General features: G+C 63.0%; 16 protein-coding genes. All 16 read right to left on the reverse strand.

The genetic code is table 11. The features are described from left to right. Positions 1-4 precede the first annotated feature (4 nt). Positions 5-451 carry a pyridoxamine 5'-phosphate oxidase family protein gene (locus G4D79_RS31535; RefSeq protein ID WP_181991958.1) on the reverse strand — a complete coding sequence of 149 codons (447 nt, stop codon included), beginning with the start codon at positions 449-451 and terminating at the stop codon, positions 5-7. Next, positions 448-1,461: a hypothetical protein gene (locus tag G4D79_RS31540; protein WP_214514824.1), complete on the reverse strand. Its 1,014-nt coding sequence runs from the start codon at positions 1,459-1,461 to the stop codon at positions 448-450. Before G4D79_RS31540 ends, G4D79_RS31535 begins: the two co-directional genes overlap by 4 nt. Continuing rightward, on the reverse strand, positions 1,412-2,659 hold the full coding sequence (locus G4D79_RS31545; RefSeq protein WP_214514825.1) for a lantibiotic dehydratase: 1,248 nt from the start codon (positions 2,657-2,659) through the stop codon (positions 1,412-1,414). Before G4D79_RS31545 ends, G4D79_RS31540 begins: the two co-directional genes overlap by 50 nt. Before the next feature lie 200 nt (positions 2,660-2,859). After that, positions 2,860-4,095 carry a M20 family metallopeptidase gene (locus tag G4D79_RS31550; RefSeq protein ID WP_118604064.1) on the reverse strand — a complete coding sequence of 412 codons (1,236 nt, stop codon included), beginning with the start codon at positions 4,093-4,095 and terminating at the stop codon, positions 2,860-2,862. Between the two features lie 5 nt (positions 4,096-4,100). After that, positions 4,101-5,864, reverse strand: coding sequence for a tryptophan halogenase family protein (locus G4D79_RS31555; protein WP_118604061.1), 1,764 nt, complete (start codon positions 5,862-5,864; stop codon positions 4,101-4,103). Positions 5,865-5,875: 11 nt separating this feature from the next. Then, on the reverse strand, positions 5,876-7,240 hold the full coding sequence (locus G4D79_RS31560) for a cation:proton antiporter (RefSeq protein WP_118604058.1): 1,365 nt from the start codon (positions 7,238-7,240) through the stop codon (positions 5,876-5,878). Continuing rightward, entirely contained in the window at positions 7,240-7,818 is a 579-nt protein-coding gene (locus G4D79_RS31565; protein WP_118604055.1) for an NADPH-dependent FMN reductase, read from the reverse strand. The genes G4D79_RS31560 and G4D79_RS31565 overlap by 1 nt, the downstream gene beginning before the upstream one ends. Further along, positions 7,815-8,375 (reverse strand): flavoprotein, encoded by a 561-nt coding sequence (locus G4D79_RS31570; protein ID WP_181991957.1) that lies wholly within the window; start codon positions 8,373-8,375, stop codon positions 7,815-7,817. The genes G4D79_RS31565 and G4D79_RS31570 overlap by 4 nt, the downstream gene beginning before the upstream one ends. A gap of 11 nt (positions 8,376-8,386) precedes the next feature. Then, positions 8,387-9,061: a VOC family protein gene (locus G4D79_RS31575; protein WP_202975883.1), complete on the reverse strand. Its 675-nt coding sequence runs from the start codon at positions 9,059-9,061 to the stop codon at positions 8,387-8,389. Continuing rightward, the gene (locus G4D79_RS31580; protein ID WP_118604050.1) at positions 9,058-10,146 is read right to left on the reverse strand and encodes an FAD-binding oxidoreductase; all 1,089 of its coding nucleotides are present in this window, start codon (positions 10,144-10,146) and stop codon (positions 9,058-9,060) included. Before G4D79_RS31580 ends, G4D79_RS31575 begins: the two co-directional genes overlap by 4 nt. Then, positions 10,121-11,146, reverse strand: a complete 1,026-nt coding sequence (locus G4D79_RS31585; RefSeq protein WP_118604047.1) for a hypothetical protein — start codon at positions 11,144-11,146, stop codon at positions 10,121-10,123. The genes G4D79_RS31580 and G4D79_RS31585 overlap by 26 nt, the downstream gene beginning before the upstream one ends. Then, positions 11,139-12,371 (reverse strand): metallopeptidase TldD-related protein, encoded by a 1,233-nt coding sequence (locus tag G4D79_RS31590; RefSeq protein ID WP_118604044.1) that lies wholly within the window; start codon positions 12,369-12,371, stop codon positions 11,139-11,141. Before G4D79_RS31590 ends, G4D79_RS31585 begins: the two co-directional genes overlap by 8 nt. Next, the gene (locus G4D79_RS31595) at positions 12,368-14,614 is read right to left on the reverse strand and encodes a lantibiotic dehydratase (RefSeq protein ID WP_118604041.1); all 2,247 of its coding nucleotides are present in this window, start codon (positions 14,612-14,614) and stop codon (positions 12,368-12,370) included. Before G4D79_RS31595 ends, G4D79_RS31590 begins: the two co-directional genes overlap by 4 nt. Continuing rightward, positions 14,611-16,047 carry a hypothetical protein gene (locus G4D79_RS31600; protein WP_118604038.1) on the reverse strand — a complete coding sequence of 479 codons (1,437 nt, stop codon included), beginning with the start codon at positions 16,045-16,047 and terminating at the stop codon, positions 14,611-14,613. The genes G4D79_RS31595 and G4D79_RS31600 overlap by 4 nt, the downstream gene beginning before the upstream one ends. Next, complete coding sequence (locus G4D79_RS31605) at positions 16,044-18,284, reverse strand: lantibiotic dehydratase (RefSeq protein WP_118604035.1); 2,241 nt, start codon at positions 18,282-18,284, stop codon at positions 16,044-16,046. The genes G4D79_RS31600 and G4D79_RS31605 overlap by 4 nt, the downstream gene beginning before the upstream one ends. Beyond that, the gene (locus tag G4D79_RS31610; protein WP_202975882.1) at positions 18,281-20,392 is read right to left on the reverse strand and encodes a hypothetical protein; all 2,112 of its coding nucleotides are present in this window, start codon (positions 20,390-20,392) and stop codon (positions 18,281-18,283) included. The genes G4D79_RS31605 and G4D79_RS31610 overlap by 4 nt, the downstream gene beginning before the upstream one ends. Between the last annotated feature and the right edge of the window lie 238 nt (positions 20,393-20,630).

The raw sequence follows: 20,630 nt of genomic DNA on the forward strand, positions 1-20,630 counted from the left end.
ACTATCACCATCCACGCAGACGCGTCGGCTGGATGAAGGTCAGGGCTCGATGCGATTGCAGGAAAGCCTCCACCCCCCCGAACATTTCGTCGATCGGCTGGCGGTACTTCTCGAGGTACCCGGTATCCGGTCCGCTGTCGGGTGTTGCGGCTAGATCGGCCTTACCTTCCATCACGACGATGTCACGTCCGAAAGAACCGCAGTCGAAATGCAGCACAACGTCACTGTTGCGGCGCAGGTGCGTCAAACGGTGCGCCCTGTTGTCGTGGGCCACCACAATTCTTGTTCCATCCCAGTAGAACCACACCGGGTTCGGTGCTGCTACACCTCGCGCGTTCACGGTGGTGAACCACACCACCCGCTCGGTGGCCAAGCGATGGTGGACCCGCGCGCGGTATTCCTGTGAACGGTCTTCCAGAAGTGCGTCCAAACCTGTTCCGGTGATTGTCATTTCGATTCTCTCTTGAAGGGGGTGATCGAACAGCCGATTCGCAGTTCGGCGCATTGAGGTTCTTGAAGTGGCCACCACAGATCCTCGGGTACCGGCAGCATCTCGGTCACACTGACCTCTGCGCCTGCGTGCCGCGCGGCTTCTCGAAGGCTCATCGGGTCGGCGAAGTCCAGGTACAGAGGCTTGGGTTCAGTTGGGTACCGCACGAACACGCGCCGCGGTAGACCGAGGCGACGTCGAAGCCTGTGCAGGTCGAGCGCGTTACCAGATTCGGGGATATGGCATCGCCATTGTTCGCGTTGGTACACGGTGCCGTCGATGGTCAGTCGCGGAGTATGCGCACCGGAGCCGATGCGAATTGGCACAACGGCCGGCAGTGCCAGGGCGCAGTACAGGGGCGCGTTGAGATCTCCCGGGTATAGCCTGCGCCTGCGTCCGTGGATGAGCACCGCGTCGCCTTCAGGCACCACGACGACCTCAGCGATCGGGACGATGTCATTCTGTTCCTTGCTGGATCGTCCCGCCAGTTCGATTGACACACCGGGGAGCTCCGGTGTGACGTGAGCGCTGCGCCGGCGGCCCACGATGGTTGCGGCATGATCGCCGACCAAGGCTGCGACGTCGGTGGAAAATTCGTTCCATAGCCGATCAGGTTCGCTGTGTAACGGAGATTCCAGCCCACCGTAAATCGAGCTGCAGTCGTCGTGTAGTTCCGCCAAAAGCCACGACGACGTGGACAGGTCGGGGCCGAGTGCCATGAGATCCGGGCTCGGAAAACAGCAATCCGCCGCAGCGTCGTGTGGCACCGATGACCACAGGTCTGCCAACGCGTCATGTAGGTCGCCCGACCGAATATTGGGGCTACCTTCGAAAAGCGACTCGAGCCGGTCTCGAAAATCACGCATGGCCGGCCCCTCTGTTGGCAGCGTGAGGCTGGTCAGCTCTGCCAACGGTGTGGCCTTACCCCCGAGCGCCTTCCGCAGTGCTGCCCGCGCGTCGGCGCGGCGCAACAAGGCTCCTAGATAGCAGATCGACAGTACTGATCGCAGGGCGTCGGCGATTCCTTCCAGGGCTTGACCGCCGATTCGGATCTTTTCGCTGTGGGGGGCCAGTTCGATCCTCGTGAAAGATCTCCCGATCGGCGTAGTGGCTGCCTTCTTGTCGGCGAACTGTCCCGTTCGACAACTCACCCGCTAGTCGACGTGCATCGAGGAGCATTTCGCGTCTCTGCGGCCACATTGTGGTTGCGTAGCGATCACGCGCCGCCGCGAGTTCTGCCACGACGGGGTCCTCGGTCATCTCGGACAGACGCGTCAGTGCATGCAGCTCTACGGACGCGGTTGGGTGGGCGAGAACCGACAGTGCTCCACCGAGTGAGCCTGCTGTGGCCAACACTTCATCGACTGTCCAGCCCAACGCATGGGCCATTTCCTCGGCGGTGCGACCATCTGCTGCCCGCCACACTGTGAGCTTGTGCGCGTCGACGCGGAAATTGCGGCCGCTGGCGACGTGTCGCAGGCCGCGGCCGTCAGGAAGCTCAGCGAACAGCGGATTGCGTCGTACTGATCGGTCCGCGGGAGCAGAAGCGGCAGTGAGGTGCCTGGTCAATGCTTCAACCAGCCAGCTGCTCGCCTCGACAGTGATCCGCTCGGGGCCAGGCTCATCGATCGCCAGCGGCTCCACTACCGCACTGTCGAGTGCAACGAACTGGACCGGCCCGAAGAACGACACTGTTTCGCACCGGGTGCTGAAGCGCCGCAGATAGCGGTGCAACGTGGCGAGGGTGCGACGAGACGATGCGTTCGACGACTCGGCACGGTCCCAGACCGTGGCGGCATGATCGTGGAAGTCGGGATTGGAGACGAAGACCGCGTGGCGAATACGCTCATCGGCGAAGGCTGCGCGCACTTTCGATCGGGCTGCGGCCAACGCCCCTGATTCCGTGGCCTCGTATGGGGCCAGAAGTGATCGATAGCCCTGCACGGCCTCGGTCCACCGTCTCGCCCAATCATCACTGCCTGCACTGAGCAACAGGCCCGTGGCGCGCATGTCCAGTTCAGCACGTGCGGTCAGCAGTCGACGGACGTGGCGTACCGCACGCTGCGTCCGCTGCCGATTTTCCTGTCTATTCGCGAACTCGTCGAGCCTCGGTGCGACCGCTTCGTCGAAATCGGTTGCGATCGCGTCGAGTGCGGCCTCGCTGTCCAAGATGCGTATGATAGCAGCCAAGCGTTGTGTGTCCGCTGCGGTGTCGGCTAACTGTGCGGAAAATCCCGGGGTTCGCAGCAATGCCCACGGACGCAATTGGATTCGCAGCACTCGATCGGGCAGTACGACCTCTCTGATCAGAGGGCTCTTCCTCTGTTCTTCGACTCCTTCGGACTGGTCAATAGCCAGATGCACCGTCATCACAACCCCTCTTCCGTCGATCGAGTGCGTTCTCGCAACCGGTCGGCCCGTGCTTGATCAAAGCGTGCCCGCTGATCCACATCGGCTGCAGCGGCCGCAGCGGTCCAGCAAAGGCCCAATGCCCCGTCCAGTACTGCGCGATCGGCCGACTCGGAGACGCATGCCGAGGCGAATTCGGGTTGGTGGTTGACCGCCGCGCCAGAGTCGATGCTCAGTGTGGGATGAATGCTCGGAACCACCCGACTGACATTGCCCATGTCGGTGCTACCTGTAGGAATTTCGGCCTCTGCTTGCTCGGAGAGCAACGGGCGCCCCAGAGCGCGCGCAGCACTGCGGTAGGCATGGACGAGCCAGGGGTCGTGCGTGAGTTCTGCGTAGGCCGGGGTCGGCTCGGCGACGGTGAAAGTGCATCCGGTCGCGGACGCCCCGGCTTGTAGGCACCCTATGATCCGGTCCCTCAAATTCTGCAGGTCCTCGAGATCGGATGCCCGCAGCAGAAATAATGCGCGGGTACGCTCCGGGACGATGTTTGGTAAATTCCCGCCGTCGGTCACGATCCCGTGCACCATCTGCCGGGGCTTCAGATGTTGACGCGCCAGCCCGATCGCCACCTGGGCGACAGTGAGCGCATCCGCGGCATTTATGCCGGCGTGTGGGGCATAGGCGGCGTGGCTGGCGCGACCGTGATAGGTGACCTCGAGGTCCATCACCGCGAGCGACCTCGGCGCACAGTTCTCTTCCGGTGCAGGATGTGCCATCAGGCACACCGAGGCGTCGTCAAAGGCGCCGTCGGCCAGCAGAACGAGTTTTCCACCACCGGATTCTTCGGCTGGGGTCCCCAAGACTCGTACGGTGATGTTGAGTTCGTCAGCAACATCGCGCAGCGCGAGCCCTGCTCCAACACTGACGGCGGCGATCATATTGTGCCCGCATGCGTGACCCATTTCGGGCAGCGCGTCATACTCGGCGCAGAACACGACAACGAACGGCCCGGATCCATACTCGGCGCAGAACGCTGTTGTCAATCCACCGACCTCGTGGCGAACACGGAAACCGTTCGCCCGCAGGAGATCCGTGCAGCGTCCTACCGCACGATGCTCGTCGAATGCCGTTTCGGGGTCGGCGTGTATAGCGTGCGACAGTTCGCGCAGTTCGTCGGCGCAGTTGTCGACTGCGGTACGGCACCGCTCACCTATCTCAGCACCGAGCAGATCAAAAGCCGCGGTACTCGGCATCTGCCTCATGCCGGCTCGGCTCGTGTACCTGCGGGGCCGGCAGGTTCGGCCGCGACAAGGCGCTCGGCGCCACGCGGCCCTGCCCAACTACCTCGGGAGCGGAGTACAGCTGCATTGAGCCGCGGATCCAGATCGAAGGCCTTCAATGCCATCTCGGTGGGTAGAGCGAGTGCGACGAGCGCATCGGCGGATGCTTTGCGTGCTGCCCACGCGTCGCTAGATTCGTTCTGCGGCAACAGTTTCGTCGGCACTTCCTGTCCGAGCAGCAGGCAGTCGACCCCATCGAGGCCGTAGAAGGTCGGCGCGGTGGACTCCAGAAACCCCCGCACTACTGGGTTCCGGAATCGCAGCGGGGCACCGCCCGCATACACCTCGAGCAACGGCAGTAGACCTGAAACGTCGGTGTTGGCCCGTGCGTCCACCCAGAACTCGGTGTCTTTGCGGGTGTTGAAGCGGTAGTGCAGAGACAGGAACCAACGGATCTCGTCCCATTTCTTGGCAAGTGCGGCGTTGACGACGGCGCGGGGGCTGGGTTCATCCCACGACGCAGGTAGCGATCCAACTAGCGACATGATGCCCAATGTGATCATCATCAACCCGCTCGACTCGAGCGGTTCGACGAAAGCATACGAGTTGCCGATCGCGATAACGTTGCCGCGCCATGCTTCCTCGTGTCTGCCGGAGCGGAACCGGACGGTCTTGAAGGAATGTGCGTCTGGGTAGAGCCGCTGCAACTCCGCAGTAGCAGCGTCTTCGTCTATGAACTGCGACGAGTGGACGTAGCCGACGTGATCATCGGTGCGCGTGGGGATGGTCCAACACCAGCCGGCGTCCATCGTTGTCGCTCGCGTATACGGTTTGATCGCGCCGTGGTGTGGCACGACGGCGGTGATCGCCCGGTCGGTTTTGAGGCTGTCGGTGAATGGCACGTAGGGGGTGTCGAGCGCTTTACCCAACAACAGCGATCGGAAGCCGGAGCAGTCGACGTAGGCGTCGAATACGATCTGCTGGTTGTCGGCGGTAACCAGGTGATCGACCCAGCCCTCGGCGTCGAGTACGACCTGATCGACAGTGGCATCGAGGTGGTGTACGCCGCGACTACCCGCGAGTTTGGTGAGGTACCGGACGAATCGAGCATTGTCGAGGTGATAGGCGTAAGGCAAGTGGTTCATCAACGATATGTGTTCACCATCGCCCAGGTCGAAGACCGGCGCTCGATCGTGTGCCATCAGCAAGGACTGGAGGGTGAATGCGTTGATGTCGCCTTGGCTGGCTATCGAGCCCAACACACCGATCGAATTCGAACCCCAGTCGAACGGTGCCATGAAGCCGGCGGGTTTGGGGCCCCAATCGAATCGGATGCCCAACTTCCACGTGGGGGCGACTTCCCGGTACAGCTCCTCGACGTCGATATCGAGGTAGTGGTGCAAGAACGGCACCATCGACGGTGTCGTCGCCTCTCCGACGCCGATAATCGGGATCCCGCTGGATTCGACGAGAGTCACTTCCAACCAGGGTCTTTTGGCGCGCAATGCCAGCGCGGTGAGGTATCCGGCGGTGCCGCCGCCGATGATCCCGATGCGGCGGATTGCACGGGGATCATCGGCAGATGGGCGAGTCGCCGAGATGTCGCGGAAGTCGTCGGCCTCGCTCTCGGTGTCGGCGCTGAGGCCGTTCGAGGTGGTGAACCATTCCCGTACTGCGGTCGAGTCGTCGTCAGGCAGGCTGGCGAGCAAACGGTCGAGGTCGGTCAGGGGGTATACGGACATGGGAAGACCTTTCAACGAGAGTTTGCGACCTGGACGCTGGGGCTGAATCGATCAACCGCGGCGAGCGCAGGCCATGTCATTGCGGTACACACGAACGCTGTGAGCACCAGAATCGTGAACAATTCGGGCCCGAGCAGACCAAGATCCCGCCCGATACCCAGTACGACCAGCTCCGTCATGCCGCGGCAGTTCAGGAGCGCGCCGAGCCGCGCCGAATCCGACCACGACGCGCCGGCTGCACGTGAGGCAAGCGCGACTCCTCCATACTTGCCGACGAACGCTAGAGCGAGAGCAACGGCGAACCATCCCCACAGCGCACCTGCCGCACCGAGTGTCGTTAGATCCGTTGCCATTCCGCTGCCCGCGAAGAACAACGGCATCAATAGGATCGCGGCGGCTGGACCCAGCAGCCTGATCGACCGCTCCGCGACACCGCCGACGCGGGGTACGAGCAACCCGAAGACGAACGCGCCTATCGCTGCGTGCATCCCAGCCAAAGCGGCCAGTTCGGCGAACCCGACAGCGCAGGCAGTCAGAATGACAACGCGGATCGGGAGGGGAATAACCTGGCTGTTCAGCAATGCGCGCAGCCAGGGCCGCACCAACATCAATCCCGCCATTAGCGCGAAAGTAAGTCCGATAGTGGGGAGTAGCCCGCCAGCGACGCCGCCGACCAGGCCTGCAACCAGTGCAAGAAGAATCCATGCCTGTACATCGGCGATGGTGGCCGCTGTGACCGCGATGGTCGACAATGCGCTACCTCGCAGTGGGCTACCCCTGAGGATCACGACGAGAACCGGCAGGGCGGTGACACTCATCGCCGCCCCCACCAGCAGCGCGAACGGGAGCAGCTGCACACCGGGAGGTGCCAGGTGCGGGTATACGAGCAGCGCGAACAACGCTCCCAGCAGCAACGGGAACACAAAGCCGACTTGACTGACCGACGTAGTGATGCGGCCGCTGCGCCGCAACAGTTTCGGGTCGATTTCCATTCCTGCCAGGAACAAGAACAGGACCATGCCGAGGTGGGCGAGCCAATTCATTGGTAGCCGAACCTGATCCGGGAACAGCGCTTCCACAGCACCGGGCCACAGCTGCCCCAGCAGTGACGGTCCGAGGGCGATTCCGGCAGCGATTTCTCCGATTACCCGGGGTTGGCCCAGCCCGACTGCCGCACGACCAGCGAGCCGACAGGTAACAATGACTACGGTCACACCGAGCAGCAACTGCGCGAACAGCGCCGGCGTTGCCCCGGCGGGGCGAGTCCACACCAACGAGACAATCAGCAGACCGACGAATGCCACTGTCGCGGTGATAATTTCAGGCGCGATCGAGCGGCGCGAGGGTGCGCGGGCCACCGCGATGTCGCGGTTCATCACTCTGTCCCGGCTGGGAGCGGTTGCTCCTTGCGGTTCAGCGCCCGTGACATTTCCATGACTTGGTCGAGCATGGTCGGCAAGTGCTGGGAGACTGTTGGGTCGGCGGGTAGCCCCTCTGGGGTAAACGGTGGCCGGGCGATTCCGACGCCGAGAGGGGTGGGCCAGGCGCGTAGCGCGTGGCCGATCGCACGGAGGGCGGCCAACGTACTGGCCGCGCCTTGTTCCCCACCGGCGACGGCGACGCAACCGAATACCCGTCCTTGCAGGTAAGGGCGGGTATCGGTGGACAGCTCGTTGATGTAATCCAAGGCGTTTTTCAACAGCCCCGAGATGCTGCCGTGGTATGCCGGGGAAATCACGATGACACCGTCGGCAGTGCGGAGTGCATCCAGGTACAGGTCGACTGTCGTCGATCCCACCCGGCCCGGTGTGTAGAAAGGGAATTCGAGCTGGTAACCGTGAAACACCGTGGCGTCGATATGCGGCGCGCACTGTTGCGCGCACCAGGTCGCGAGTCGGTTGCTCGCTGAGCCGCGGCTCAGCGAGCCGCTGAGTACTACTACGGACGTGTTCATTGTGCCGCCTTCCGCTGATCGTTGTCCGGTCCCTCGCACTCTGCGCGAAGGTGGTCCCAGGCAAGCCGCCACGGGAAGGACTCGGGCGCAGCGCTTGTCGGTCCGCCTGCGGGCATGGAGCACACTTGCTCTCCGTACAGGACTGTCACACCCCAGGCCCGCAGCGAGGACATGGCTGCGACGATCGCCGGATGAGCCAAGTGGTCCCGAGTACTGAACGGGACAACCACGAGAGGAATGCCTGCACCGATCGCTTGGGCGCATCGGCCGGTGGCGAGCGTGTCCGACAGTCCGGCCGCGAGTTTGGCGATCGTGTTGGCCGTGGCCGGGGCCACGACAACCGCATCCGGAGGCGGCAACGGCTCCGGTTCGGTCGGGGCCCTGAAGGTGTACAACACGGGATATCCGGTCATCGCGATGAGAGCTTCGACGTCGAGGAACGGCATGGCAGAGGGGGTGGCGATTATCCCCACCTGCCACCCGTCTGCTTGGGCGGCACACACCAGTGCGCCGACTCCTCCGGCTGGCGGGGCACCGGTGACAATTGCGTACAGCATCGGTAAATCCGTCACCATCGGAGAGCCACCTGGCCTTCTGCTGTCTCCAGCCGTACCTCCTCGATGCCTCCGATGAGATCCTCGACGATCTCGATGCCCGGGGTCTCGCCGCCCATCCACGCGCGGCACTCGGCAGTGTCTGCGGTACGTACCCGAATACCAGTGATACCGGTCGGCACGTGATCGTGGGCCGCGGCATCGAGGTCGGCGGGCACCCGTTCCAGCCGTGTCGCCATGTCTCCGTAGGCCAGGAAGAACGGCCGCTCGGGCATGGACCACGAGGTAGCAAATCCGGCTTCTGCCCAGGGGACCACTCCCCCGTCTGCGCGTACCGACTCGCCAGTGAGCAGATCCGCAGACGCTCCGGTGGCGGTAATACGTGCTGCTACTTGTTCGATGTCGTCGACCAGAGCAGCCCAGTTCAGAAGTGTGGGCCCGTCGGCTGTGCGTTCGAGGAACAGTCGCCCGAACTCAGTGCCAGCGAGCAGGTTCTCGTCGTGGGCTACGAGCAGTTCCAGGTACTGCACCTCGTCGGTGGACATGGGTACGATCCAGCTGGCGGTGCCATCCGGGTTGGGGCTGCCGTCGCAGATGCCGAACCCGAATTCGTCGCGTAGCCGATCTCGCAACGGCTCGATGCTGCGAGATCCGAGCAAAACATGATCGATGCGTATCACGGCGATCACCGCGCCGATTCGGCAGTGACTTTGCTGGGGCACATGCTGTACGGCAGTGACTCCCAGTCGTCTTCAGTGAGACCGGAAACCAGACCCATTGCGGTGGCTCGAGCGCTCAATAGTCCGTGACCGGCGTGCCCGGCGCAGACGAAGAGTCGGGGGCGTTCCGGTATCGCGCCCACGATCGGCCGACCTGTCGCGGTCACGGGGCGTAGTCCGGCACGCAGTTCGACAGGTTCGGCACTCGCCAGTGCTGGCATCGCCGCGGTCGCGAACGATAACAGACCCGATACTCCACCGGCAGTGACTCTTTCGTCAAAGCCCGCGTGTTCTTCGGTAGCACCGACTAGGACACCACCACCGATTGCCGGCGCGAGGTAAAGCGCCGAAGAGAAGATCACGGGCAGCTTGACCTCTGTACGCAGGAGAATCATCTGACCGCGCTGCGGGGTCACGTCTGGTGCTCCGAGGGAACTGCTCCATGCTCCGGCTGCGACGACTGCGCGCTCGGCCCGGAACACGCCGCTGCTCGTCGTCACGCCGACTCCGGACAGGTCGTCGCAGAGTGCGTGCACTTCGGTTCCCTGTAACCAGGTGACGCCCTGGGCGAGTGCGTGATCACGTACCGCGCGTAGATATCCGGCCCCGTCCACCATCAGCCCGTCGCTGAGGATGTATTGCCGGCTTTTGGGAAGGCTCAGTCCGGGCGCGATCTCAGCGAGCTCGGCGTGCTCGACCCACCTGCCGTCGACGTCGGCGAGGCTGGCTGCGTACTGGTCTGCGTCGGTTCGCCGCAGTGCCCGGAGGATTGGACGAGCCATGGAGAATGGGCCAGACTCCGGCTCGAGCGTCGCGATATCGGAGGCCAGATCCTCGCTGGCAGAACAGAGCCACTGATAGAACTCTTGATCGCCGAGGTAGCGCAACGACGGTACGGCGACGCCTGCGGCACGCGGGGTCGCACCTCCGGCAGTAGCGCCCGCGTCGAAGACGACAACCGAGGCACCGGTCTTGGCGAGTTCGTCGGCGAGGCAGGCTGCGACGATGCCACCTCCCACAATGGCGAAATCATGGCTGACTGACGGTGATGACATCGCGGTCCTTCTTGTTGAGCGTTTCTGCTGAAGGCAGCAACACAGTTGATGTGGTCACTTCGGCATCGGTGTAGACGGTGGAGACCGTGCCGGTGATCCCCATCGCGTGGCGCAGTAGGTGAATCGGTCGGCCGGTCAGAGTCAGCGAGAACCATGTGCCGTGTTCGCTCTCGCGGGCAAGGCAGGTGAGCCGGACATTGCCTCGGGAGTGGTAGCGCTGCAGTCCCTCCACACAGTGGAGGAGTTCGATGTACCGCGGCGGCTCCATCGCTTTCGGGCCGGTGAGCCGCCACCCGGTGATGGGCGGGGCAACCGTGGTTCCGAGGTCGTGATTCCACACCCGCCGTGGTGCAGGATCCGGAGCGAGTACTCGTCCGTTGTCGATCAGTTCGACGGCCGCTGCCATGCCGCCGAGGTCGTTGGGTGTTCCTTCGGCGGGCCACAGGGGCACTTCGGTGAGAGTGAGTCCTGGTAGCAGTTTGCGGCCCGTCATCGTCTGGCGAGTCGAGGTTCCCTTGGCAGACAACAGCGAGAACCCCGCTCCGGCGATGAGGACAGCGGCCACTTCCGGTCGCAAGCACAGCGGTAGCCGTGCCCAGTCTGTGGGAGGCTCGTCCAACCTGTTCGGCATCTTCGGTGGAGCGAGGCTGGGCGCGTCGCTGAGTTCGGTGGGATCCGCGGCAGTCGCTGTCCCGATCAGGACCGGGCCGAGCGCAGTTTCGAGCCGCGCGAGCACACTTGTGTGTCGGGAGTCCTGACGTTGCCGCACGGTGACGATCGCGCTTTGCAAGGCAACGCCATGATCAGTACTCCACCGATCGAGTGTGCTGATCACTGCTGCGACCGGTTCGATTGTGTCGAAACCTTGCTCGCTTTTACCGAGCCGGATCGAGGAGACGACCGCACCCGAGTCGTCGCGCTGTAGTTCGAGGGTGTCGATCGAACGGTTCCGTCGTGGGCCGGCCAGGAGTGTGTGGGTGGTCTGGTCAATTTCAGCCATGGAGGACCTTCCGCACGTTGATCGTGTTGGCGGGTAGGCTCATTCCAGCGTTGGCGAACGACGTCGGAAGCGGAAATTGGCCGAGTTTGCCACAGCCGCGATTAGCTCTCCCGTAAGCCTGGATCGCTGGGTCGACCGGCATCAGGGCGCCGAGGGTGGTACCTGCGTCGCCGCGAATCTCGATCGCCCCGAATCGACGTGTCACTGCGCCCGGTTCACACCACAGTGAGTCGTTGGCGCGGAAGACGAAATCGCCGGTGGCGAGGTTCATCGACTCCAGGCGTAGCCCCAATGGCGCGAGGTACGGTCGCACCGGGAGTTCTGCAGCATTGCCCGGCTCGATTGTCGCGACGGTGTGCGTCATCCGCGGGATCGCAGGGTGTCGATAGTTCAGACGGCGACCGTGTCCGCTGCGCCGCAAGCCGAGCCGCGTGGCCGACATAGCGTCTGTCATCGGCTCGCCAACCTGGCCGTTATCGAGTAGAACCGCCGGTGTCGATGTGGTCCCCTCGTCGTCGATAACGCTGTGGAAGCCTCCCGCTGCCTCGCTCGATCCGTCGATAACGGTCAACCAGCGCGGGCCGATCACCTCGCCTCTGCGACCAGACAGCCAGCTGGTCCCGGTCGCCAGGACGTCAGCTTCGAGCGGGTGACCGACGAGCTCGTGGAAGAACGCTCCGGCTCGTCCCGGAAGTAGGACCAGATCCGCGTGCTGCCAAGCGATCTCGTCCGGTTCGACGGACGGTAGGTGCGCTCGGGTGCGCAGTTCGTCGACCAGCGCGGCAATACCCTCTATTTCTAGTGCAGTGCTGGTCGACAAGCGCGCCTCGGAAACCGGTCCACGTGGTGTGTCGACTTCGACCTCCACGGAGGCATATCTGCGCTGATCTTCGACCAGGGTTTCCGGGTTACCGGCAACTACTCGCTGGTGTAGTCCGGCGAATCGCAGTACCGCGCCGGTCTCGCGAGCGAGCTCGCGCAGAATCGGTTCACAATGCGCGGCGAACGCGTCGACAGATTGTGCCAGGACATGCGCCAATGCTGCAGCTGCCTCAGGTGGAAGTTGTGCCGGATCATCCGCCGCGCGGTGCTCACCCATCCCGGTGGTATCCACTGTTTCTACGCAGCCACCCGCGGTTCGGTGGTTCTCACGCTCGATAGTGCCGGTCGGATCGATTCGCATGACGCCACGAATAGTGTTCTCGGCGAACAGCACGCTGGTCACTGTGTCTCCTCGGTGTCGTGGCCGATGACTTGGATCCGTGCCTCGCTGGTGTAGCGACGCCCCTGCTGGTCACGTAGCCACAGCATCTCCGGTTCGGGTGACATCGGCTCGATGTGGAGCACACCGGGTGTTTTGGCGATGTGGGCGAGCAGATCGGCAGCCAAGGGCGCCGCCAGATCCAACATGTATGGCTTTCGCTCAGTCTCGCTGCGGCAGAAGACGAACCGGCAGCCGGTCAGCTGAGCCAGTCGTCGCAGGTTCAGGAATCGACCGGAAGGGGTCGTAGCGGTGAGCTCGTCCGTCGAGACCTCCCACCGGGCCCGTTGCACAACCACGCCTGCGATTTCGACCTCGGGTTGATGTTGTTTGTCGCTGGAGAACACAGGATGGACCACCTGCGGATGTGAAAGCGAAGCAGTGGGTGGATACTTCACGAAATCGCTCAGAGGCACATAGCAACGCAAGAGGCGGCCTTGGCGATCCTGAAGTTCAACCCGATCGCCGACTGGGGTGACTGTCACATCGTCTGCGGTCAGTAGGTCCTTTCGTCGAGTATCGGCCCACGACAGGGGCCGGAAGGCGACCTCCGGTCCAGGAAATCGGTAGTAGCCCTTGTTTCGACGCCCGAAATCGAGGCCCACGAGGTCGTCGGCCCGGCTGGTGATCCAGTCGTTTGCGTCAGCGGCGAACTGGTCTGGATTGTCGAACATGGTGGCAAGCCAGCTGTTGACCAGGAGGTGGTGGTGTGTACGCGCGACGATCAGCGGGGCTTCGGAGAGTGCATGTTCGTCGATGGCTCGTGGGCACAGGTCGACCACGGCATAGCGGTCCCCGCGCAGAGCTGCGGCTTTCTTGAGTAGCGTGGCGATCTCCGCATCGGCGGCGTCGCCGGAGTAGGTGGGGGCGTGTCCTGTGCGGAATCGCGAAGTGCTCACCTCTCGTTTTTCCAAGGCGGCGGCTGCACGCGTCGACCAGGCCGCGAGTGTCATAGCATCGTCAGGATCATGTCCGGAATCAGCGAGCGCGCCACGGACCACCGCTACCGCCTCCTGTTGGGTTTCAGCGCCGTGCGCGACTGCCACTTCAAGTAGCGGCGAAAGGCGTCGTTCCCATTCGGCCAGTTGATGTTCGGAGATCTCAAGGTCGAACTCGGAGGAGCATTCTTCGAAAAAGATCGCACGGTCGGCATAAGTCGCGCCCTGTCCTCGCCGGGCCGGTTTACCGGTGATCTCAGTGAAGCGCTGTTCCAAGGTTGCGACGGTAGCTATGCGCTTGTCGAGTGGTTGGTCTTCCATCGACGCGCGCAGACCTTCGAGTTCGTCGATACGGTCGATCCACTCGTCTTTGGCGGGCATCGGCGGGATCGCGTCGAGTTGGTCGCGCAGTGTTCTGAGGGGAGCGGTGTCATATTCTCCTCCGCCGAGTTCGACATCGGCGGCACCATCGGCAAGCAGTTTGCGCAGGTCGGCAGCAATTTCTTTGGATGGACGACCGGTTGCGCGGACCAGGTCGACGAACCGGGTTCCGCCTACCTGGAGCGCGGAGAATGTCACGGGTGCCGCGCCGCCGCTGACCGCCACGGGGTGGAATCGGAGATGGGGTAGTAGTCGTGTGTCGCGGGCTATCGCGCGGATCAGGGTACGGACGGCCCATTCAGACAGGAAGACGCGTCTTATTCGGGGGCGGTCTCGGTGAAGTCGAGTCGTTCCACCCGCTGTTCCATACGCCATGGGCCCGAAAAAGCTCACAGTTTCGTTCTTGGCGCAGAATCGTTGGACGTAGGTGTACATCTGTCGACGGACGCGGCGCCACCGTGAGTTCAGGGCACCTTTGTGGGACAGATAGGGCACCAGCATATTTCGGTATGCATCGGGGTTTGACAGAAATACTGCCTCGCCGACTTCAGGTCGACACAGCACCTCGCGCAGCTGATCGCCCGCGGCAGCGTCTGCGTCCGCGTAGGCGAGCTCGAAGCGCCGGGTAGCGACGGTCCATTCCCGTGACGCTGCACGAGCGTCCGGGTTGGCGAGAGTAGGTAGCGTAGCGCCGGATCCTCGGCGCACCGCGGAACGCACTGTGTCGGCCTGTGCACCGACTGCGGCCAGCAGCGCTGCTTCGCGATCAAGCACGTCCTGCGCGGCGGCGAGCAGTTCTGCGTCCGCGGTGAAGGCTTCCAGCCAGTCGAACGGCATTCCGGCGTGGCGTAGGACGAAAACGCGCCCTACGCGCCATTGTCTGGTCACAGCGTCCCTCTCCATGCGCCGGCCACTATCAGTTGGCCGGATAGCCGGTCACGAACCCGTTCGGATAATTGCTGCGCCACCGATTTGTCACCGCGCGCGAGCCGGTCCACGACCGAAGAAAGACGAGGGTGCACGCGAAAAGCGCTTCCTGAGCGCAAATTCACCACAAAGCTCCCCGGTCCCCGGCCGTCTGGGCCTGGTCCGTCGTTGCGCACAACCTGAGCGTTGGCCGACCAGCCGTCCTGTCCTGTCGCGGTCATCGGCACAGCGGCCGCGAAACGACCCGGCAGAAGCTCCACCATGTTCGAGAATTCCGCCAGAAGCTCAGCTATGGTTCCCGAAATCCTCTGGGCTTCAATAGTCTCCGCAGCGTCGAAGTCTCGACTTCTGGGCAGATCCCGGCTTCGTGGTTGCGAACGGTGGATCAGTTGACGACCACCCCAGCTACCGTGTGCGTTCACGCCGAGACGGAACGGACGAAGGCCGGCGAGATGAAGTTCGTCGTCGTTGGCAAGGCCCTGTGCTGTCTCCTTGATCTTCTCGTACTCCACCCCTGGTGCACCGACGAGAAGCTCGACACGCACCGGAATGTCACACGGCATCCGGCTGACGACATCGGCGATATCGACGGTCGCGCCGTTGAGGCCACTGGTGAATTGAGTCCGGCCGGGTCGAGCCGCAGCAGTGAGGACCATGCCCCGGCACAGTGACAAATCCGACGCGGGCAGTTCGAGTAGCGACGCGACGTCGAGCCATCCGACCCAGGGTTCGCCCTGGGGCGGATCGGCCGGGTCTGTAACCACGGTGACCCGTTCCCCCTCGGACCACTGCGGTGCCAACTGCCAGCGTGGAACCCACGCCGAGATTGTCGCGCCGCGTAGTTCGGGTAGGCGGGACAATGCCACGCGGTGGGTGTGCGCGAACCTTCCGCAAAGCTCGGTCCGGTTCGATTCCGAACCGAGGACGATGGCGATCGCGGCTGGCAGTTGCTGGTCTGTGTCGACGAGGACGCGAATCGGACCGCAGGCTGCGGCATCGGCAGCGAGTGCTACCTCCGGTCCGAACAGCGTCGTACGCCGGCCCGCGTCTGCTACATCACTGCTCGATTCGGTGCTGCCGCCGACGATCTCGACATCGTCAGCGGTCATCCGCAGGGCGTCGTCGTACGCAGTCATCGACCGCAGCGCCACTCCCATCGCTCGTAAGGTTGCTTCGTCTCGCCGTTGCCGAGCGAATGTCGCCGTGGCAGCGTGCAGAAACAGTGCATCGAGCGGATTGGCCGTGTCGGCGGCCGCACCCAGTCGGGCTGGGTCGGCAGCGCGGTTTCTGAATTTCGCGTTGAGGTCGAGGATCCGCAGGCCTGTGTCGGCGACTGTTCGCGTCGGATCGGATAGCGGTGGGATCACCAGCAGTGGTTCTTGTGGCATCGTCATATCTGGTTCGCTCCTTTCCGGACGTAAACACACCGCAGTTCTGCGGCGAAGCGCAGCTCACCGTCGCGTAACCAGGCCTCTTCTGGAGTCGGCAGAACTTCGCTCACAGTTAAGGTCTCGGAGGTCGCGGCCAGTCGGGTCAATGCATCCAGCAGCGACGGTGTTGCGGTATCGACGAAAATGGGTTTTCGCTCGGCTGGCGATTTCGCGAAAAACCGGGTCGGAAGGTTGCGCGTGGCACACATTCGCGCGACCGCCAGAAGTCGGCTGGTCTCGCCGATCTTGGTGTTCGGCTGCGGAATTTCGGCTGAGGGCAGCTTCCACGTACGTCGACTCAGTACCGCATTGCGCCACGTCAGTCGCGGAACATGCGGTAGATCAGGCAGAACGGGGCGCCTGATGCGGGGCAATGCCAGCGCTGTGTGCAGTCCACTGTCGAGTTCGCCGTTGTGAAATAGCAGTGAGCGTTCTGGATCAGCGCGATCGACGAGGATCGCCTGCTCCCCGTCGCTGTGGACCTGCAGTGCGTCGAGCCCGATCCGTCCCCGGGTCGGGTCGGCAGCTGTGCCTCCGAGTTCCAAAACCAACCCAGGGAATTCCAGCGGAGGCAATCCCGTGCTGCGCCGCGGGATGACATTGACCGCGGTTTGCGTTCCGAGTGCCACTTCGATGGCCGCGTCACGGTCGAGCAGTATGTGCTCGGAATCGGGATGGAACCGCAGTGCCCACGGAGTCAGCAGCGCCGCGTCGTGGATATCGCCGAGAACCAGTGGTGTCGATCCGGGCCGATAGCACGCCAGGTCGGCGGTCGCAGGGAGCATATCGATCGAGCAAAGAACCGGGTCCCGCGGCGCGGGCGGGATGTCGAGGAACTCGGCGAGATCGACCACGGCAGTGTCTGGGTCGATGTTCTGTAGTGCGGCTGTGATGTAGTCGGTCAGCCAGTCGGCGGTCTGGACGGTCAAGTCTCCGGCTTCTCGCAGCGCGGTGGCCAACGGGACCACTCGATTGCCGAGCCGCGCAGCGAGCTCGCGATTGGTGGATTCGCGTGTGAGATCTGCCTGATAGGCCAGCAGATCCAGTGCAGGCGCGACGACCTTCAGAAGGTCAGCCGCCAAGTCGCCGCGCAGAGTCGCTTCGGCGGTGCCCACCGCGGCTTCATGTACCACGACCCTGTCATTGTAAAAGCGATCGCCGCTGGCCCGGCTGGACTCGATCATCGAGTCGAGGTCGTTCTGTAGGGCTAGCTTCGTCTGTGCGGGAGCTGACGGGTACGCGGTGAGTAGCTCCCGTACCTTTGTGACGGTCTGATGCGCGTCGCTCGGGTCGCCGGCGGCTGTGCGCTGCGCCAATCGATGTTCGAGCCACCCCCACGGGTCGAGAAGAGTCGAGGGTGGAGTGAGGTCATGGATCAGCCGGCCGGATCGCAGCCCTGCACGCACGTGGTCAAGGGCCGCGGACAGCGGCACAGCCTCATCATGAGCGATCTCACGTACGGTCCGGCAACCGTCGACAAGGATCGAAAATCCGGACACCTTGCCCAATAGTGTTTTTCGACGTGGAATTGCATCGGAGAGGAGGTCGTCGTCGGCGTCGATTATATGGTTGATCGCGTGAAGAACCCGCGCTGCAGTATGGGCTTCTCGATCTCGAATGACGCGATGCCCCCGCCAGGTCACTGTTGACTGGTTCGGTTCGAGTGGTGCGAGATCCGCGTAATTGATCGGGCCGAAGAAGCTCATCGTCTCGCTTTTCGCACCGAAGCGCTGGGCGTACGACGCGAGTTGGCGGCGAATGCGTGCGCCCTTCGCCCCGCGGGAAAGGTCTCGGTACGCCGGTGGCGAAGAACATGCGATAGCCTCACCCACGCGTTCGTCGGACCGCAGCGCAGCGAAGGCTTGGTCTACAGCAGCCGCGTCAACTGTGATGGCTTCAGCGAGATGTTCGTGCTTGTCAGCTAATGCCGAGGTCTGCTTGTTCCACTCGGTCAGCCACTGCTCAGGAAAATTATCCTCGCGGGAGGCGAGTGGACGTAATGTCCTCAGTTTGCTTCGGTCACCACGGCTTAGCCGGACGCCGGGCAGGTTCTCCGCGAGAGTCCTCGCGTGGTCTTCCAGGTCGATGATCTCAGCGACCAGCTCCCCGCTGTGGTGGTACCGAAGCGACTCGACCAGCTGCCATGGAAAGCCCGCGCTACGCAGCACCAGCGTCGACAATATGTTCCAGCTGTGCGTCATGGATCGCTCCGGGTGAACGTGACACGAAATTCCGAGGTCGTCGGTTTTCCATGGTGACGCAACCACAGCTGGTCCGGCTGTGGACGCATCTCGGTCAACGTGAATTGCTGTGCATCTGCCGACCGCAATATCGCGGCGAGTGCGTCGACTGCAAGGGGGTTATCCAAGTCAATCCCGATCGGTTTGGGTTCTTGAGGAACTCCGGCGAAGCAGAATCGAGGCACACCGCGCAGAGCTCGCATCCACTGGACACGCCTCACGATTTCGGGTAACTGCGTACCTCGGTCTGGAATCAGATCCACTGTCTGGCACCACCATCGAGCTCGCTGCACGAGAACGTCACCGACGAAGATTCTCGGTGCTGCTTCACCGAGGCGCACTGTGGGCAGGGATGCTGCTGGCGCGGCGAATGCACGCAAGTGCAGGTGGTCGTCCTCACCGGCATAGAGCACCAGTTCCCCGGTCGGGCAGCGTAGTTTCGGTCCACCCGATGTCAGCAGCACCCGCACTTGCGACAACGGGATCGACCGTGCCGGGTTATCGGTCGCTACCGCGGTTACTTCGATGAAGTGTCCGGGAAAGATGTCGGAAACCAGTCCTTTGTGCTGGCGTCTACGGATCACAGTGGCCAGTCGGCCGGCGCCGCCCCAGGGTGCCAGATCAACGTCCGGTAGGTCCTGTTCCTCGGAGAAATGGCTTTGCGAACCCCAACTGAAGACGTAGGGATGTAGTTCGCCGAGCACTAGCCGCTGCCGTCCCGACGAGTCGAGTTCAATCATGATGTCAGGGCTGACGAAACGCGCCCCGGATGCGTTCGGCGGCAACAATGTTCGAAACTGCTCTGGCTCCAGTACAGCGTTCTGGGGGATGCGGCGGTCAACGGAACCCGCTACCAACGCGGTGAATTCGTCGCGGAAGGCCTCCGACGGCGCGTCCAACGCCACGACCTGCTCCTGGCTGAGGTCTTGGGTCCAACGAATCAGCTCGTCGTAGGCGATATCAGTAACTCCCCGGGACCGCATCAGCTCCGCAACGAGTCCGGCCGCAGCTGACGTCCGCAGTTCACCATAATGAATGGCAACGTCGAGTACGGGGCCTAGCTGTGCTTCCCAGTCGCATGCAACATCGTGTCCGACGATCACTGGAGTCTGATCTCCGCACGCATCGATCGATACGATGCCACGGTCGGCATACATACGGCCGGCCGCTCGCCGAGCCTCCACACCAGACACGGCAGCGAATCTTGCTTCCAATTCCTCCAGCGCGTTGTGGCGCGCGATGTCGTCGGCCGCCTCGGCGTATCTGTTAGCGCCCGAGTTCAATTCGGCGAGGATGCCGGGCCAGCGCGTATCCGCGGCGTAGGTATTTGTCCACGCGATGAGCCAGTCCAGCGGCCGTGATGATGTCGACGGTGGTTCCGGGACTGTTCGCACCGCACCGATACGGCTCAATCGCTCGACAATGCTTTCGACGACTACAGCATCGAGATCAGTTTTTTCTGCTATCGCTGCACGTCCGCGTTCGTTGTCGATTGCATCGGCAACTAGCGCCCGCTCACCGGTCAGTCGAACCCGGCGACCATCGGATAGGTGTAGAGCGCCGGGTTCGAGTCTGCATGCAGGTACCCATGTCAGCGGCACCCGATCCACCACTAGAGGCTCAGACGCGATGCATTCGGCAAGAGCACAGACCGCCCAGAAGGAGAAGAACGCCTCAACCGCGCGCACCCCACCCTCAGTCTCTGGGCCCAGCCTGATACCGGAGATACCGACATCGATTCGACCGTGGACAAGTGGTCCAAAGAAACTGGTTGTTTCGTTCTTCCCAGCGAGCCGCTGCGCATAGAGATACATGCGTCGATGAAAAGCGCGGTCTTTGGCCTTTTGTACCCGTTCGGCCGGACGTGCTGTCGATCGCACGACTTCGGCGTAGGCCGAAGGCGCGAGCTGAAGCACCGCGTCCCGGAACCGTGGGTCGAGCAGCATGTTTCGTACCCGATGGGGACGGTCCCGCAATTCCTGGGTGCCGGCTTCGAGCAACAGCTCTGATGCGGCTGTCGCGTTACGTAGCGCAGTGCGATAGTCGTCGATCTGCCTGCCGAGCGACACCAGTTCCGCGGTTGGCTCGATATCGAGGTATCTATTGACTCGACTTCGCACCCGAGAACAGGCGCGCAGCCTAGTCTTGTCGTCCTCAGCCGCAGCCTGGGCCACAGCACCAACAATTTTCTCCAGCAGCTCTGCCCGTATTGCATCGAGCTGTCGAACATAATCTCGATAGTGCCCCGATGCGTCGGCGGTAACTTCGTGGCCGAGCTCATGCCACATATCGATCGGAAATCCTGCC

It is taken from the genome of Rhodococcus sp. WY5 (assembly GCF_018588185.1).
Classification (GTDB): Bacteria; Actinomycetota; Actinomycetes; order Mycobacteriales; family Mycobacteriaceae; genus Rhodococcus_F; species Rhodococcus_F qingshengii.

Coding starts and splice junctions, on each gene's coding strand:
- G4D79_RS31550 (WP_118604064.1), bottom strand. CDS start 4,095: ATGCCGAGTACCGCGGCTTTTGATCTGCTCGGTGCTGAGATAGGTGAG.
- G4D79_RS31560 (WP_118604058.1), bottom strand. CDS start 7,240: ATGAACCGCGACATCGCGGTGGCCCGCGCACCCTCGCGCCGCTCGATC.
- G4D79_RS31600 (WP_118604038.1), bottom strand. CDS start 16,047: ATGACGATGCCACAAGAACCACTGCTGGTGATCCCACCGCTATCCGAT.
- G4D79_RS31570 (WP_181991957.1), bottom strand. CDS start 8,375: ATGCTGTACGCAATTGTCACCGGTGCCCCGCCAGCCGGAGGAGTCGGC.
- G4D79_RS31555 (WP_118604061.1), bottom strand. CDS start 5,864: ATGTCCGTATACCCCCTGACCGACCTCGACCGTTTGCTCGCCAGCCTG.
- G4D79_RS31565 (WP_118604055.1), bottom strand. CDS start 7,818: ATGAACACGTCCGTAGTAGTACTCAGCGGCTCGCTGAGCCGCGGCTCA.
- G4D79_RS31580 (WP_118604050.1), bottom strand. CDS start 10,146: ATGTCATCACCGTCAGTCAGCCATGATTTCGCCATTGTGGGAGGTGGC.
- G4D79_RS31585 (WP_118604047.1), bottom strand. CDS start 11,146: ATGGCTGAAATTGACCAGACCACCCACACACTCCTGGCCGGCCCACGA.
- G4D79_RS31605 (WP_118604035.1), bottom strand. CDS start 18,284: ATGACGCACAGCTGGAACATATTGTCGACGCTGGTGCTGCGTAGCGCG.
- G4D79_RS31535 (WP_181991958.1), bottom strand. CDS start 451: ATGACAATCACCGGAACAGGTTTGGACGCACTTCTGGAAGACCGTTCA.